The following is a 15748-nucleotide window of genomic DNA, read 5'->3' as shown; positions in this document are numbered from 1 at the left end:
ACTTTGCTAGCGACCTGCAAGAAACTTGCCTGACTGGTCAGAATATCGCGGGAAAAACCAATTAATTCCTTGAGTCCCGTTGAATCGGGATTGCGCAGGGTTTGAGTGGGGCTGTGCATGAGCGCGGTGGTTTTAATTGTGTACAGCTTTTTACGAAAGTGTCTTAATTCGGCATCTTTCCGTGGTCGTGGGCACTCAAATGGTGCGGTCACCGAATTTTCAATTCTCAGAATGGAGCGCTGATCTGCAATGGGTAAATTGACGACGCATGTTCTGGACGCTGCCCATGGTTGCCCCGGCAGTTCCATAGACATTGAACTGTACCGGGTTGAGGGCTTGAACCTTGTGAAAGTGGCTTCTGCCACAACCAATGCCGACGGCCGCTGCGATGCGCCGCTTTTGCAAGGGGACGCTTATCGGTCGGGGGTCTATCAACTGCAGTTTCACGCCGGCGACTACTACAGGGCGCGGGGCGTAACGCTGCCTGAGCCCGCTTTTCTGGATGTGGTGGTGTTGCGCTTCGGAATCGACGCGGCGCAGGAGCACTATCATGTGCCACTGCTGATTTCGCCCTACAGCTATTCGACCTACCGTGGCAGTTGATCATTTGCCGGACCCAGCAGGGTTGCTTTAGCCCCGCAATGCCGCCTTCATTGTGGCACGGTTAACCTTTTTAAATGCGACTGCGGTTCTTGATAAATATGTAGTCCCTTTTCAGGCCCGCGCTTCTTCAAGCTCCAGCGACTTTGATCAATGGAGCATGACCCCGTGAATGACTCACAAACCACAGCCATCCCCGCAACCCGTGACGAATGGACCGGCCTGGTCCGCGACCTGGTGGTATTCGACAGCCTCCCGCCGAGTTTCCCCGAAGACCTGAATCAATCCCGGATTGCTGAGCATCTGCAGCGCATTTTGAATTACGTGGGGAGCGCCTGTGAGCAGCGCGACGCCCTTGATATCTACCAGAACTGGCGCAGCCGCTTTCACGCCGCTGCACGGGCAGTCAACAGTCTGTTGGAGGCGCTGGGTCGTGTCGATCACATAAGCGGCGACGTGTTGCGGGCACTCAAAACATCGCTGGTTGAACAACGTCAGGCCGCAATGCTGGCTCAAGCACAATTGCAGATATGCGAGGGCACACTGAGCCCGGCTGATTTGCAGGCGCTTCACTATGCGCTGGGGCTTGCCGATGAGCCCGAAGACGACGTGTTACACCTTGAGGTCGGCCTCGGTGACCCGGATGAACCTGTCGTTTTCAATGGTGCGTTTATTGTCAGCACAGAACAGGCCCTGAAGAATCCGGCGCTTGATGAGCCAGCCTTGTTGTTCATGCCGGGGCTGGAGGGTGGGCTGCAAAAATTTGCCTCGTTGCAGGATTTGAAAGAACAACTGGTATTCACGTTGAGGGCGGGCGACGAAATCAGTCTTTGGCAGCATGTCAGTGACGCAGAGCGTGCATCCGCAATGGCTGCGCCGATCAAGCTGACTACCCGGGTCATTACCATGCAGCCTGTTCTCTATGGCGTGAACCGCCAACTCAGGGTGTTTGAAGCTGATAGCCAGGCTCAACAGGCGCGGACTGGCGAGGTAAGCATGGCACAGCGAGACACGCTGGCCAGGCTGTATCGGGCGCTTGCCCACAACGTGGGCGTGGCGCTCGACGAAACGCGCGAGCGAGCCATCGACCTGGTTGCCGAGCAGCAGAGAACGGCCGAGTTGGTGGCGCAGTTACCCGCCTGGTTGCTCAACGCATCGTTGGACGTCCGACAGGACTATGCACAGAAGCTGGTCGCATTTCACGCGGCGGCGGCGCGGCTGGAGTCCAGTCTCGAAACGCGATTGCCGACCTTCGAAGTGTTTACCGCGCGGTGCGTGAGTGCGCGAGTCAAACAGGATCTGGGGCTGGAAATCGATTCGGATCAACTGGTGATCGATCTCCCGAAAAGCGTCCACAAGCACGTCGACATCGATCCGCAGTATGGCAGCCCGTTGCATTACAAGCCCTGGACGGCCAGCGAGGCACGGGTTCAGTCGAGCCTGTCAGAGTTGGCCCGTCAGAATTTCGATGGCAAGGACGAATACACCAAAGCCCGCATGAGCATGGTACGAGTGTCTTATCCGCCGTCGCCAACACTATCAGGCTTGCAACGAATCAACGGTGATTACCTGCTCAGGATCGTGCCGCAGCTTGACGTCGCCGGGCAATACCGCACGTTGCTCCGCTCTGTGTTCCGCCTGCGTTCACCGGCCTCTGCCAGCGATGCTGGATTGATGCTCGACGCGTACGAGCAGCAAATCGTGCTCGACGGTTTTTGCGCCCGACAGCGCGGGCGTTTGAGTGTGGCGGGGTATTCACTGCTGACCCAGGCCGCGCGAGCCAGATCCACGTCGGCACTGAGCGTTGCCGGGGTTTATGTCAGTCGACTGGTGTTCAAGCCCGGTCAGGCCGTCACAGGGGCGCGCAGCACCCGGACATTACAAGGTTTGAGCGTCATCGAGCATCCGGCCAGTGGCAAGGTTCTGGTCTATTTGCCGAACGTGCCGGACGGTGAATGCTTCATAGAGACCGACAGTGTGCAGGATGCTCGCCAACGTCTGATCAGCAGCTTGCTACATCTGCCTGCCCGGGTCGCCTGGCTGGCTTCCTGCGTTGAAGAGGCCGGCGAGCATAAGGCCGCAGAGGCCTACATCCATGAGGCATTGCGGCGCGGCTTCGAGGGCTTCATCGCGATAGTGCCTGCCCTCGACCTGTTGCTCAGCGAACAGCAACTGCATTTACGTGAAGACCTGTTGTATGAGCATTCCCGCCGGGTAGCGCGCAGCAATCATGATCTCAAGGGCGAGGCCAACGAGCGCCGCAACGCGGTGTACCTGCTGTTTTTCAGAGGTGTGATTTCCTTCGTTCCGGGGCTTGGTGTGCTGTTCAGCGTGCAGGATGGGTGGAGCGATGGTCACGCCTCAGCGAAGGCGTTTCGTGAAGGTCAACTTGACGAGGGACTGCTGCTGGCAGGGAGCACCTTGATTTCAATGCTGGACGTGTTGCTTTCAGTCATCCCCGCAGGTTCCACCGTGACCGCGCTCGCAATCCTTGCGCGTCGTGCTACCCGCTTGCGTCAGGCCGCCGGGCTGACCCGCCCGCTGCCCTCGATGGTCCGACGCTCTTATGTCATCAAGCCCTTCATCGGCTATGAAGCTGATGTGTCCCTGCTCAACGCAGTGCCGCAAGTGGGACGCGATGCCGGTACCTGGCTGAAAGACGGTGAGCTTTTTATCTATCGTCAGGGCCGGGCTTACCGGGTCTACCGCCGACCGGGGGAGCAGACATTGCGCCTTAAAAAGAACGCTACGCACGGCTACGAAGCACCTGTGCAGCAGTTTGGCGGGCAATGGGTCTACCACACCGATGTCGGCCTCAAGGCGGGCGGACGTTCGTTCGTCGCTGAAATACTGCTTGTCGAGGCCCGTGGTGGTGGCGTTTTCAACCGCAAGCACGCCCGAGAACTATTGGACCAGTTTGCTTTTCCCGCCGATCAGCAACAGCGTATGGAATTGCTGGTGGCCGAGCATTACCGCAAGACCAAGTCCTTGCCTGACTGGGCTGAGCAATACCGCCGACCGCCAGAGCCCCTGGCCGCAACTGCACCGGTCAAGCGCAAGGAGCCTGATTCGCCACAGGTCGAACCTGACCGTCGTCCGCCACAGCCTGTTGCCGGTCCCTCACGGCCGGACGCCAGTGTGGACGCATGGAAGGGCTGGGAAAAAACAGTCGACAACCTAACTGTCATGGACCAGGTCAGTTTCAACCCGCCTGTCTTTCGGCTCGATTTCACTCACGACTATGACCTGATCCGTATCGGCCAGAAGTTCTACGAGATACTGCCTGCTGGCGGGCAACGCCGGACTAATACCGCGTTCATTCGTAACCCATCCACTCAGGCTCCTTGCCGCAACTTTGCGGAACTCGGTGAAGTGCTTCGGCGTAACCCCAACGCTCAGCCATTAATGGCAAAGTATCAGCCCGCGACTGGCCAGTGGGCGGTCGAAGGGCCGCTGTTCAACAGGAGAATCGAGACCTATGTCGCTGACGCACGCCCGGGGTTTACCGACATAACAAATGTTGTCCTGGCGCAAAAGCTGTTCGAACTGGCTGACACTTCCACCTCGGCTATCACTGCAACGCGGATGATCAACCTGAAGGCAACCCTGAATGCCTGGCGAGCTGGCCATGGCGCCCCACTCGCGCATTTGAATGACCCGTTGCTGATGCTTAACAAAGCGCAGTGGGTTCTGGAAAGTGGCGCGCGTCGGCGCTGGAATATCAGTTACGAGAGCTCGCTGCATACTTTTGAGCGTCTTGATTTTGCGACCGATAATCCTGTGACGGTCGAATGGCTGATCAGGCTCGTTTCCGATTCGGGGCCCGGAGCAGGTTCGACCGGGCTTCGGGGGTTGATGAGCGACGTATTGGGCCGTAACGGCTACACAATTATTCACAACGAATTGAAAGCGGGTGGACGTGATTTCATTGCGTTTCGGCGAGCCGGGCAGGATGAGATTTATCTGCTTTATCTTCGCCGCGCGCAAAACTCGAGGCTGACGACAATCTCAGCCGCAGAGCCCTTCAGCTCCACGCAAGGAGACGATCTGGTGGGGCTTCTGACGGCAAATTATGCCGGTCAACCCATCGCGCAGATCCTGGAGCAGGCTGCGCAACAAGGCAAAATCATCAAGCTTGTAGGAGGAACCAATACTGTCAGCCAATCCAGTCATGGGACGCAGGTCTTCATCATGCGCCTTTCCGATGACTTCTCGATAAGCACACGCTGAGAGGGCTGGGGGCAGGGGCATCGCGTCGTGCTGGCGCGATGTTAGCCCCCGCGACTCAAGACGTTCGTGCGCTGTGCACCATTTCCCCGGCCGAGTACGTTTCGCGTACCGTTCGGTCATCCCCCAGTGTCATCAGCACAAACAGCGTCTCGGCGATGTCCGTGGTCTGTTTCAGGCGGTAGGACAGCAGCGGCGTGGCGTTATAATCCAGCACCAGAAAATCGGCTTCATTTCCCACCTGCAAACTGCCAATGCGGTCATCGAGGCGCAACGCCCGAGCGCCGCCCAACGTAGCCAGATACAGCGATTTGAACGGGCTCAGTTTCGCACCCTGCATCTGCATGACTTTGTAGGCTTCGTTGAGGGTTTGCAGGATCGAGAAGCTGGTGCCGCCGCCGACATCAGTGCCAACGCCGACGTTGACCTTGTGCTTTTCCGCCATGGGCAGGTTGAACAAACCGCTGCCCAGAAACAGATTTGAAGTAGGGCAGAAGGCAATGGCCGAACCGGTCTCGGCAAGGCGTGCGCATTCGGCGTCGCACAGGTGCACGCCATGGGCAAACACCGAGCGTTCGCCCAGCAGTTTGAAATGGTCATACACATCCAGATAGCCGCTGCGTTCCGGGAACAGCGCTTTCACCCACTGCACTTCCTCGACGTTCTCACTGATGTGAGTTTGCATATACAAGTCGGGATATTCACGGAGCAACTGCCCGGCGCGTGTCAATTGTTCTGGAGTACTGGTCGGCGCAAAACGGGGCGTGACCGCATAGTGCAAGCGGCCTTTTCCGTGCCAGCGTTCGATCAATGCCTTGCTGTCTGCGTAGCCTGATTCTGCCGTATCAGTGAGGTAGTCCGGCGCGTTGCGATCCATCATCACCTTGCCTGCGATCATCCGCAGGTTGAGCTTTTCTGCGGCTTCAAAGAAAGCCTCGACCGACTCTTTGTGCACGCTGCCAAACACCAGTGCGGTGGTGGTGCCGTTACGCAGCAATTCCTTCAGGAAAATGTCCGCGACCTCGGCTGCATGGACCGGGTCGGCAAACTGTTTCTCGCAGGGGAAGGTATAGGTGTTTAGCCAGTCCAGCAGGCGCTCGCCGTAGGAACCGACCATGCCGGTCTGGGGCAGATGGATGTGGGTATCGATGAAGCCCGGGGTGATCAGCGCGTCCTTGTACTCAGTCACTTCGACGTCGTCACCGAGTGTTTTCAGCAGTTCGGTTGCGTCGCCAAGGGCGCAAATCCTGCCGTCCTCGACCAGCATCAGGCCATCAGCGAAGTACTGGTAAGACGCCTCGATGCCGACTTCAGCTGGATCGTCGATGCTGTGCAGGATGGCGGCTCGGTAGGCTTTTTTACTCGGGTTCATAGAGGTCCTGTCAAACAAAACGCAACGATCTTAATTGGAATACTTTTCTGTAGGAGCGCACGAGCAGCGCGAGGCCGCGATGGCGGTGTATCAGACAGAACGCTACCGCTGCCTCGCGGTGCTCCTGAGCTCCTACAGGAGACATGTTTGTTACATCTGGCTGCGGCGTGAAACCGGCAGCAGTTTGGCAACGGGTTCGGCGCTCGCGCTGTGCTGGCCGAAATTGACGTTGTAGGTGGCGATGATTTCGGCGGCAATCGATACCGCAATTTCGATGGGTAACTTGCCTTTGACTTCGCTAAGGCCCATCGGGCAGCGCATGCGCTGCACCAATGCTGGATCAATGCCGCGATCCCGCAGCCGATGCTCGAATTTGACCCGCTTGGTCTTCGATCCGATCAGGCCGAAGTAGGCAAAGTCGCCACGCTTGAGAATCGCAGCGGTCAGTTCCAGATCCAGTTGATGGTTGTGGGTCATGACGATGCAATAACTGCCCTTGGGCAGGTCATCGATTTCGTCCAGTGGGTCCTCTGTCAGGACCTTTCGCACGCCAGTGGGGATCTGCGCGGGAAACTCCTGTTCTCGGGAGTCAATCCAGCGTACCCGGCACGGCAAGCTGGCCAGTAGGGGGACCAGCGCCCGGCCGACATGACCGGCACCGAACACCGCGATCTGCGCCTGTGGCTGGCCCATGGGTTCGAACAGCAACACGTTTACACCGCCACAGCATTGACCCAGGCTCGCCCCGAGGCTGAAGCGCTCCAGTCGAGTATTCTGGTGGCCGCTGACGAGCATTTCCCGGGCAATTTCCATGGCTTTGTATTCCAGATGCCCGCCGCCGATAGTGTCGAAGATTCGCTCGGCACTGACCACCATCTTCGAACCGGCATTGCGCGGCGTTGAGCCACGCTCTTCTATGATGGTGACCAAGATGCAGGCTTCACCCTGGGTTTGCAGGTCGGCGAGGGCGCTGATCCATTTATTCATGTTGAACGCCCTCAATCGGGTGGGGACTTTGTGGGAGCGAATTCATTCGCGAATGCGTAGTGTCAGGTACCGACGATGTTGAATGTGTCATCGCCTTCGCGGATGAATCCGCTCCCACAGGTGGCTCGACATTTTTGGTCTTACGCATCTGCTCACACCCCCACAACACCCGTTCCGGCGTCGCAGGCGCATCGATCCTGGGTTGATGGCGATAGTCGCCCAGGCTCGCCACCGCATCCTTGATCGCGCACCATGCCGAGATGCCAAGCATGAATGGCGGTTCACCCACAGCCTTGGAGTGGAACACGGTGTCTTCCGGGTTCTTGCGGTTTTCCACCAGTTTTACCCGCAGGTCCAACGGCATATCCGAGACCGCCGGAATCTTGTAGCCCGCCGGGCCATTGGTCATCAGCTTGCCTTTGTCATTCCACACCAGCTCTTCCGTCGTCAGCCAGCCCATGCCCTGAATGTAGCCGCCTTCGACCTGACCAATGTCGATGGCCGGGTTCAAGGACGCACCGACGTCATGCAGGATGTCAGTGCGCAACATCTTGTATTCGCCAGTCAGGGTGTCGACGATTACTTCGCTGCAAGCCGCGCCAAAGGCGAAGTAATAGAACGGTCTGCCACGCGCCTGACTACGGTCGTAGAAGATCTTCGGCGTTTTGTAATAACCGGTGCTGGACAGCGAAACCTGGCCCATCCAGGCGAGTTGCGCCAGGGACTGAAATGACAGCACTTGCTCGCCAGCGCGCACATGGCCATTGCGAAACTCGACGTCTGGCTCTTCGACCTTGAAGTGTTTTGCCGCAAATTCCACCAGGCGCTGCTTGAGAATTTCTGCCGCGTTCTGCGCCGCTTTGCCGTTCAGGTCTGCACCGCTGGAGGCGGCCGTTGGTGAGGTGTTGGGCACTTTGTCGGTGTTGGTCGCAGTGATCTGAATCCGCTCAATGTCGACTTGAAACACCTCAGCCACCACTTGCGCGACTTTGACGTTCAAACCCTGGCCCATCTCGGTGCCGCCGTGGTTCAGGTGGATGCTGCCGTCGGTGTAAATATGAATCAGTGCTCCAGCCTGATTGAGAAAGCTGGCGGTGAAGGAAATGCCGAACTTGACCGGGGTCAGCGCCAGGCCTTTCTTGAGGATCGGGCTGCTGGCATTAAAAGCTTTTATCGCTTCCCGACGCTCGTGGTATTGACTGCTTTGTTCCAGTTCGGCAGTCATTTCTTCCAGCAGGTTGTGCTCGACGGTCTGGTAGTAATGGGTGACGTTGCGCTCGGTCTTGCCGTAGTAATTGGCTTTGCGCACTGCCAACGGGTCCTTGCCCAGGTAGCGGGCGATGGAGTCCATGACCTCTTCAATAGCGACCATGCCTTGCGGGCCGCCGAAGCCGCGATATGCAGTGTTGGACGCAGTATTGGTCTTGCAGCGATGGCCATTGATCGTGGCATCACCCAGGTAATAAGCGTTGTCAGCGTGGAACATTGCCCGGTCGACAATCGAGGCTGAGAGGTCCGGCGAGTAACCGCAATTGCCTGCCAGCTCAAGTTGAATGCCGTGGAGGCGGCCATGGTCATCAAAGCCGACGTCGTACTCGATGTAGAACGGATGGCGCTTGCCGGTCATCAGCATGTCTTCGACACGCGGCAGACGCATTTTGGTCGGCTGCCCGGTCAGGCGCGCAATCACCGCACACAGGCAGGCGGGGCTCGCCGCCTGGGTTTCCTTGCCGCCAAAACCGCCGCCCATGCGGCGCATGTCGACGACGATTTTATTCATCGAAACGTCCAGCACTTCAGCGACCAGTTTTTGCACTTCAGTGGGGTTCTGGGTCGAGCAGTAAACGATCATGCCGCCGTCTTCGGTGGGCATCACCGAGGAAATCTGCGTTTCGAGATAGAAGTGCTCCTGGCCGCCGATGTGCAGATTGCCCTGAATACGATGCTCGGCAGCGTTCAGCGCCGCGCTGGAATCACCGCGCTTGTGAGTGTGGCTGTCGAGCACGAAATGCTTGTCGCGCAACGCCTGGACTACATCCAGAACGGGCTCCAGATCTTCGTATTCAATTACCGCCGCCATGGCCGCCTGACGAGCGATATCGAGGCTGCGAGCGGCAACAGCGAGCACCGGCTGGCCGACGAACTCCACCTTGTCGATGGCCAGCAATGGATCGCCGGGCAACAAGGGACCGATGTCTTTCAGGCCGGGGATGTCTTCGTGGGTGATGACAATCCGTACGCCATCAAAGGCGTAGCAAGGGGCGGTATCGACGCTGAGGATCCGCGCATGAGCACGGTCTGAAAGGCGTGCGTACACATGCAACTGATTAGGGAATTCAAGGCGGTCATCGATGTACACGGCCTCGCCGGACACGTGTTTGTCGGCACTGTCGTGTTTGACACTGCGGCCAACGCCGGTGGTCAGGTCCTGCTGAAACAGGGCGATCATTTCGGCCTGTGACTTGATGACTGAATGGTTAGACATAAGCCGTCACCCGCGTCTGGAGGTGGGGCGTTTGCAACTCGATGAAGTATTTGCGCAACAGGTTTTGTGCGCTGAGCAGGCGATATTCCTTGCTGGCGCGAAAGTCTGACAGGGGCGTGAAATCTTCCGCCAGTGCCTGACACGCGTGTTCGACTGTTTCAGATGTCCATGGCGCGCCCTTTAATGCTTTTTCGCAGGCGGTGGCGCGCTTGGGAATTGCCGCCATCCCCCCATAGGCAACTCGCGCATCAACAATGCTGCCGTCCTCTACGTGCAGATTGAACGCCGCGCAGACTGCGGAAATATCGTCATCCAGCCGCTTCGAGACTTTATAGGCGCGGAAGGCCTGCTGCGCCTTGGCTTTGGGCACGATAACGGTTTCGATGAATTCGCTTTCCTGCCGTGCCGTCACCCGGTAATCAATGAAGTAGTCTTCAAGCGCCAAGGTGCGGCGGGTGTTGCCCTTGCGCAGCACAATCTGCGCGCCCAATGCGATCAACAGGGGAGGAGAGTCGCCAATCGGTGATGCGTTGCCGATATTGCCGCCCAGCGTGCCCTGATTGCGGATCTGCAACGACGCGAAGCGCTGCAGCAGTTCACCGAAGTCAGGGTACTCGGCGCTTAAGGCCGCGTAGCAGTCGGTCAGCGGCGTGGCTGCGCCGATTTGCAGTCGATCGTCAAAGTGCTCGATGCGTTTCAGTTCGGCGACATTGCCCACATAAATCATCACCGGCAGCGGCCGGTGGAACTGAGTGACTTCAAGGGCCAGATCGGTCCCGCCTGCCAGCAGTCGCGCCTGTGGGTGGGCTTCATACAGTTGCGCCAAATCAGCGACGGTCTGCGGCACCAGACAACGCTTGTCGCCGTCATTCAACTCGCCGGTTTGCGTGGGGGCAATGCTGCGCAGCCGGGCGATGGTCTGCGCCTCGCGCGCATCGAACTGGTCAGGCTGACGTTGGCTGCACGACTGCTCGGCGGCATCGAGAATAGGGCGATAGCCAGTGCAGCGGCAGAGGTTGCCCGCCAGCGCTTCGTGGGTTTTGTGACTGTCGGGCTGTGCGCTGTTCTTTTGCAGGGCGAACAGCGACATCACAAAGCCAGGCGTGCAGAAGCCGCATTGCGAACCATGGCAGTCGACCATGGCCTGTTGAACGCTGTGCAGCTTGCCTTGATGCTTGAGGTCTTCAACGCTGATCAACTGCTTGCCGTGCAAGGACGCCACAAAGGTCAGGCAAGAATTGAGGCTGCGATAACGCAGGCGGTCATCACCCTGTGCATCGGTTTCAAGTTCGCCGACTACCACCGTGCAGGCGCCACAGTCACCACTGGCGCAGCCTTCTTTGGTACCAGACTTGTGCAGATGTTCGCGCAGGTAATTTAGAACCGTCAGATTGGGGTCCAGGCTATGTTCGGTGCGCAGCTCATTGTTCAAGAGAAATTGGATCACGGAAGGTCCTCTACGCGTTACTGCTTGTCATCGAACATGAGGTCGAATTTATCAGGTCTGACTTTTCGGTCAATTTGTTTCTGACTCTTAAGTCAGGAAGTGTCGTTTTTAGAACGAGTGCCTGGTATTAAAGCGCTGCCAATGCGACGAACTGACATGATCTGTTGAACGTTTTGCTTATTTCGTGCCAGTTTCCACCCGTATGGCCCTGCGCCATTGGCTTCCGTTGAGATACACTGCGCCGCTTGGTTATAACCAGCATTTGGGATCGACATGACGTTCAAGGCTCCGGACAGCCTCGCCGAGCAAATTGCTCACCACCTTGCCGAGCGCATCATTCGTGGCGAACTCAAGCCCGCGGAGCGCATTCAGGAACAAAAAGTCACGCAGGCGTTGAACGTCAGCCGTGGCTCGGTGCGCGAAGCGTTGCTGATTCTCGAGCGCCGTCATCTGGTGGCGATTCTGCCGCGCCGTGGTGCGCAGGTTACAGTGCTCAACGCGCACAACGTGCAGAGCCTATGCACGCTGATGACTGAATTGTATGTGCTGCTGGGCATTGCGGTGGCTGAAAAGTGGCAGCATCAGAGCGATCTGGCCACGTTCCTGCAAATCCAGCAGCGGTTGATTGCCAGTTATGAGCGACAGGACGTTAAAGCCTTCGTTGAGGACAGCTTCAACGTGATGCGCGCGGCCTATCCGTTTGCCGACAACCCATACCTGCAGGAAACCGTCGACAACCTGCAGCCGTCCATGAGCCGCAGCTATTACCTGGCGCTCGATCAGCGCAAGGCCGAGATGCTTGACTACCTGACCCTGTTCGAGCAGTTGCTGGAAGCGGTCGTCGCCCGTGATACGGCGCGGGTTCGCAGCGTATTGACCGATTACGGCCAACGCAGCTGTCAGTTGGTGCTCTCGGCTCTGGAAGCGGGCTGATCCCATGCGGCTGAAGTGCATCAAGCTGGCGGGGTTCAAATCCTTCGTCGACCCCACCACGGTGAACTTCCCCAGTAACATGGCGGCCGTTGTCGGCCCTAACGGCTGCGGCAAATCCAACATTATTGACGCGGTGCGCTGGGTCATGGGCGAAAGCTCGGCCAAGAACCTGCGCGGCGAGTCGATGACCGACGTCATCTTCAATGGCTCCACCAGCCGCAAGCCGGTCAGCCAGGCGAGTATCGAACTGGTCTTTGATAACTCCGACGGCACCCTGGTTGGCGAGTACGCGGCCTATGCGGAGATTTCCATTCGCCGCAAGGTCACCCGCGACAGCCAGAACACCTATTACCTGAACGGCACCAAATGCCGTCGGCGAGACATCACCGATATTTTCCTCGGCACCGGTCTGGGCCCGCGCAGCTATTCGATCATCGAGCAGGGGATGATCTCGAAGCTGATCGAAGCCAAGCCTGAAGACTTGCGTAACTTCATCGAGGAGGCGGCGGGTATCTCCAAGTACAAGGAGCGCCGTCGCGAGACTGAAAACCGTATCCGCCGAACCCACGAAAACCTCGCGCGCCTGACCGACCTTCGTGAAGAGCTGGAGCGCCAGCTTGAGCGTTTGCATCGTCAGGCTCAGGCTGCCGAGAAGTATCAGGAATACAAAGCCGAAGAGCGCCAGCTCAAGGCGCAGTTGTCGGCGTTGCGCTGGCAGGCGCTGAACGAGCAGGTGAGTCAGCGCGAGGCGGTGATTGGCAATCAGGAGGTCGGTTTCGAGGCCCTGGTCGCCGAACAGCGCAATGCCGATGCCAGCATCGAGCGTTTGCGTGACGGTCATCACGATCTGTCCGAACGCTTCAATCTGGTTCAGGGGCGTTTCTATTCGGTGGGTGGTGATATTGCCCGCGTCGAGCAAAGTATCCAGCACGGTCAGCAACGGCTGCGGCAATTGCAGGATGACTTGCGTGAAGCCGAGCGCGCCCGCCAGGAAACCGAATCGCATCTGGGTCACGACCGCACGCTGCTGGCGACTTTGGGCGAAGAGTTGGAAATGCTTGAGCCCGAGCAGGAAATGACCAGCGCCGCCGCCGAGGAATCCGCCGCGTCGCTGGAAGATGCTGAAAGCGCGATGCATGGCTGGCAGGAGAAGTGGGACAGCTTCAACCTGCGATCCGCCGAGCCGCGGCGTCAGGCAGAAGTTCAGCAGTCGCGCATCCAGCAACTGGAACAAAGCCTTGAGCGCCTGGCTGAACGCCAGCGACGTCTGGGCGAAGAATTGCAATTGCTCAAGGCGGACCCGGAAGACGCGGCGATTCTGCAGCTGGACGAAGACCTTGCCACCCGGGAAATGTCTCTCGAAGAGCTGCATCTTGGCGAGGAGCAAGCGGTCGAGCGCCTGGAGCACCTGCGCAACGAGCTGCAGCAGGCCAATCAGGCACAGCAACAGGCTCAGGGCGAATTGCAACGGCTAAACGGTCGTCTGGCCTCCCTCGAAGCCTTGCAGCAGGCCGCGCTTGACCCCGACACCGGCACGGCCGAATGGCTGCGCGATCATGATCTGGCGGAGCGTCCCCGTCTGGCTGAAGGCTTGCGGGTTGAGCCGGGCTGGGAGTTGGCGGTGGAAGCCGTGTTGGGCGCCGATCTGCAAGCGGTGCTGGTGGATGATCTCAGCGGCCTGGATCTGGCCGGTTTTCAACAGGGCGATCTGCGTCTGGTCAGCGCCAGCACCGAGGGCACGCGGATCCCCGGCAGTCTGCTGGATAAAGTCGACAGCGACATGGATCTGACGAGTTGGCTCGGACTGGTTCGCCCCGTGGAGAGCCTCGACGAAGCGTTGGCCCAGCGCGGGCAGTTGGCTGCAGGACAGAGCTTGATCAGTCGCGATGGTTATTGGGTTGGTCGGCACTTCTTGCGGGTGCGCCGCGCCAGTGAAGCGCAAAGCGGTGTGCTGGCGCGTGGTCAGGAGTTGCAGCGGCTGGAGCTGGAGCGTGATGAGCGCGAAGCCACACTGGCCACGCTTGAAGAGCAGTTGTTGACCCTGCGCGAACAGCAATCGAAACAGGAAGAGGCCCGGGAAGAGTTGCGCCGCCGGGTGCAGGATGAAACCCGTCAGCAAAGCGAACTTCGTGCGCAACTGTCGGCCGCCAAAGTCAAGGTCGAACAGCTCACCTTGCGTCGTACCCGACTTGATGAAGAACTCGCCGAACTGGGCGAGCAGCGCGCCATGGAGCACGAGCATCTTGGCGAATCCCGCCTGCAATTGCAGGATGCGCTGGACACCATGGCGCTGGACACCGAGCAGCGTGAACTGCTTCAGGCTCAACGTGACAGCCTGCGCGAGCACCTTGACCGCGTGCGTCAGGAAGCCCGTCAACACAAGGACCACGCGCATCAACTGGCTGTGCGCCTCGGCTCGCTGAGGGCGCAGCACGATTCGACTCGGCAGGCGCTTGAGCGTCTGGAGATGCAGTCCGAGCGTCTGACCGAAAAGCGCGAGCAGCTCGATTTGAATCTGGAGGAGGGCGAAGCCCCGCTGGAAGAGCTGCGCCTGAAACTTGAAGAATTACTTGAGCGGCGCATGGCGGTGGACGATGAAATGCGTACAGCCAAGAATGCGCTGGAAGATGCCGATCGCGAATTGCGCGACGCCGAGAAGCGCCGCACCCAGGCCGAGCAGCAATCGCAGCTGCTGCGTGGTCAGCTGGAACAGCAGCGGATGGAGTGGCAGTCCCTCACGGTGCGCCGCACCACCTTGCAGGATCAGTTGCTGGAAGACGGTTATGACTTGCATGGCGTGTTGGCGACGCTGACCGCCGAGGCCAACGAAAAAGACGCCGAAGACGAACTGGAGCGCATCGCCGGACGTATTCAGCGCCTGGGCGCGATCAACCTTGCGGCCATTGATGAGTACCAGCAGCAGTCAGAGCGCAAACGTTATCTGGATGCGCAGAACGCGGATCTGGTCGAGGCCCTGGACACCCTCGAAAACGTTATTCGCAAGATCGACAAGGAAACTCGAAATCGCTTCAAAGAGACCTTCGATCAGATAAATAGCGGAATTCAGGCACTTTTTCCAAAAGTTTTCGGTGGTGGCTCAGCTTATTTGGAACTGACGGGCGAAGATTTACTCGATACAGGGGTAACAATCATGGCGCGCCCGCCGGGCAAGAAAAACAGCACGATCCATTTGCTGTCCGGTGGCGAGAAAGCGTTGACCGCTTTGGCGCTGGTTTTCGCGATTTTCAAACTCAATCCGGCACCGTTCTGCATGCTCGATGAGGTGGACGCGCCGCTGGACGATGCCAACGTTGGACGCTATGCGCGATTGGTCAAGGAGATGTCGCAGACCGTGCAGTTCATCTACATCACGCACAACAAGATCGCCATGGAAATGGCTGATCAACTGATGGGTGTGACGATGCATGAGCCGGGTTGTTCGCGGTTGGTGGCGGTAGATGTCGAAGAGGCAATGGCGCTGGTCGATGCTTGACCATCGTGGGTTTGACGGGGCAGAAATGGCCAGTTAATGGCTCTCAATGAACAACTCTGTGCGGTAGATATCGCTTTGCGCGCGAACCAGATGTAACAGACGGTGTAAAGTTACCTTTGGTCGTGCTAGTTTAATGTCCACTTTTTCTTTTTGCGTGGGCAAATTGCTAGTCAGAACATAGACTTGGCACCACGTTTTAAAGGG

General features: G+C 58.4%; 8 protein-coding genes. 4 read left to right on the top strand and 4 right to left on the bottom strand.

From position 1 onward, the window contains the following. Nucleotides 1-249 precede the first annotated feature (249 nt). Nucleotides 250-603 carry a hydroxyisourate hydrolase gene (gene uraH, locus EE949_RS18525; RefSeq protein ID WP_122665624.1) on the top strand — a complete coding sequence of 118 codons (354 nt, stop codon included), beginning with the start codon at nt 250-252 and terminating at the stop codon, nt 601-603. A gap of 165 nt (nt 604-768) precedes the next feature. Further along, nucleotides 769-4830: a dermonecrotic toxin domain-containing protein gene (locus tag EE949_RS18520; protein WP_122665623.1), complete on the top strand. Its 4062-nt coding sequence runs from the start codon at nt 769-771 to the stop codon at nt 4828-4830. A 55-nt stretch (nt 4831-4885) separates the two neighbouring features. Here EE949_RS18520 and guaD read toward each other — a convergent pair whose 3' ends face one another. From guaD to xdhA, 4 genes are all read right to left on the bottom strand, one after another. Then, nucleotides 4886-6199: a guanine deaminase gene (gene guaD / locus EE949_RS18515; RefSeq protein ID WP_122665622.1), complete on the bottom strand. Its 1314-nt coding sequence runs from the start codon at nt 6197-6199 to the stop codon at nt 4886-4888. Between the two features lie 150 nt (nt 6200-6349). After that, nucleotides 6350-7186, bottom strand: coding sequence for a xanthine dehydrogenase accessory protein XdhC (gene xdhC / locus EE949_RS18510; protein WP_122665621.1), 837 nt, complete (start codon nt 7184-7186; stop codon nt 6350-6352). Beyond that, the gene (gene xdhB / locus EE949_RS18505; RefSeq protein ID WP_240350670.1) at nt 7179-9671 is read right to left on the bottom strand and encodes a xanthine dehydrogenase molybdopterin binding subunit; all 2493 of its coding nucleotides are present in this window, start codon (nt 9669-9671) and stop codon (nt 7179-7181) included. The genes xdhC and xdhB overlap by 8 nt, the downstream gene beginning before the upstream one ends. After that, nucleotides 9664-11118, bottom strand: coding sequence for a xanthine dehydrogenase small subunit (xdhA, locus tag EE949_RS18500; protein WP_122665620.1), 1455 nt, complete (start codon nt 11116-11118; stop codon nt 9664-9666). The genes xdhB and xdhA overlap by 8 nt, the downstream gene beginning before the upstream one ends. A gap of 273 nt (nt 11119-11391) precedes the next feature. Between xdhA and EE949_RS18495 the strand changes: the two genes are divergently transcribed. Together EE949_RS18495 and smc are read left to right on the top strand one after the other, a co-directional pair. Next, nucleotides 11392-12051 carry a GntR family transcriptional regulator gene (locus tag EE949_RS18495; protein WP_122665619.1) on the top strand — a complete coding sequence of 220 codons (660 nt, stop codon included), beginning with the start codon at nt 11392-11394 and terminating at the stop codon, nt 12049-12051. A gap of 4 nt (nt 12052-12055) precedes the next feature. After that, on the top strand, nt 12056-15544 hold the full coding sequence (smc, locus tag EE949_RS18490; protein WP_122665618.1) for a chromosome segregation protein SMC: 3489 nt from the start codon (nt 12056-12058) through the stop codon (nt 15542-15544). The last annotated feature ends 204 nt before the right edge of the window (nt 15545-15748 follow it).

Source organism: Pseudomonas viridiflava (assembly GCF_900602065.1).
GTDB lineage: Bacteria > Pseudomonadota > Gammaproteobacteria > Pseudomonadales > Pseudomonadaceae > Aquipseudomonas.
This window is presented reverse-complemented; position numbering and strand designations above follow the sequence as displayed.

Bases quoted from the DNA above. Each gene is read 5' to 3' on its own strand.
- smc (WP_122665618.1), top strand. From the start codon at position 12,056: ATGCGGCTGAAGTGCATCAAGCTGGCGGGGTTCAAATCCTTCGTCGAC.
- guaD (WP_122665622.1), bottom strand. From the start codon at position 6,199: ATGAACCCGAGTAAAAAAGCCTACCGAGCCGCCATCCTGCACAGCATC.
- xdhC (WP_122665621.1), bottom strand. From the start codon at position 7,186: ATGAATAAATGGATCAGCGCCCTCGCCGACCTGCAAACCCAGGGTGAA.
- EE949_RS18495 (WP_122665619.1), top strand. From the start codon at position 11,392: ATGACGTTCAAGGCTCCGGACAGCCTCGCCGAGCAAATTGCTCACCAC.
- uraH (WP_122665624.1), top strand. From the start codon at position 250: ATGGGTAAATTGACGACGCATGTTCTGGACGCTGCCCATGGTTGCCCC.
- xdhB (WP_240350670.1), bottom strand. From the start codon at position 9,671: ATGTCTAACCATTCAGTCATCAAGTCACAGGCCGAAATGATCGCCCTG.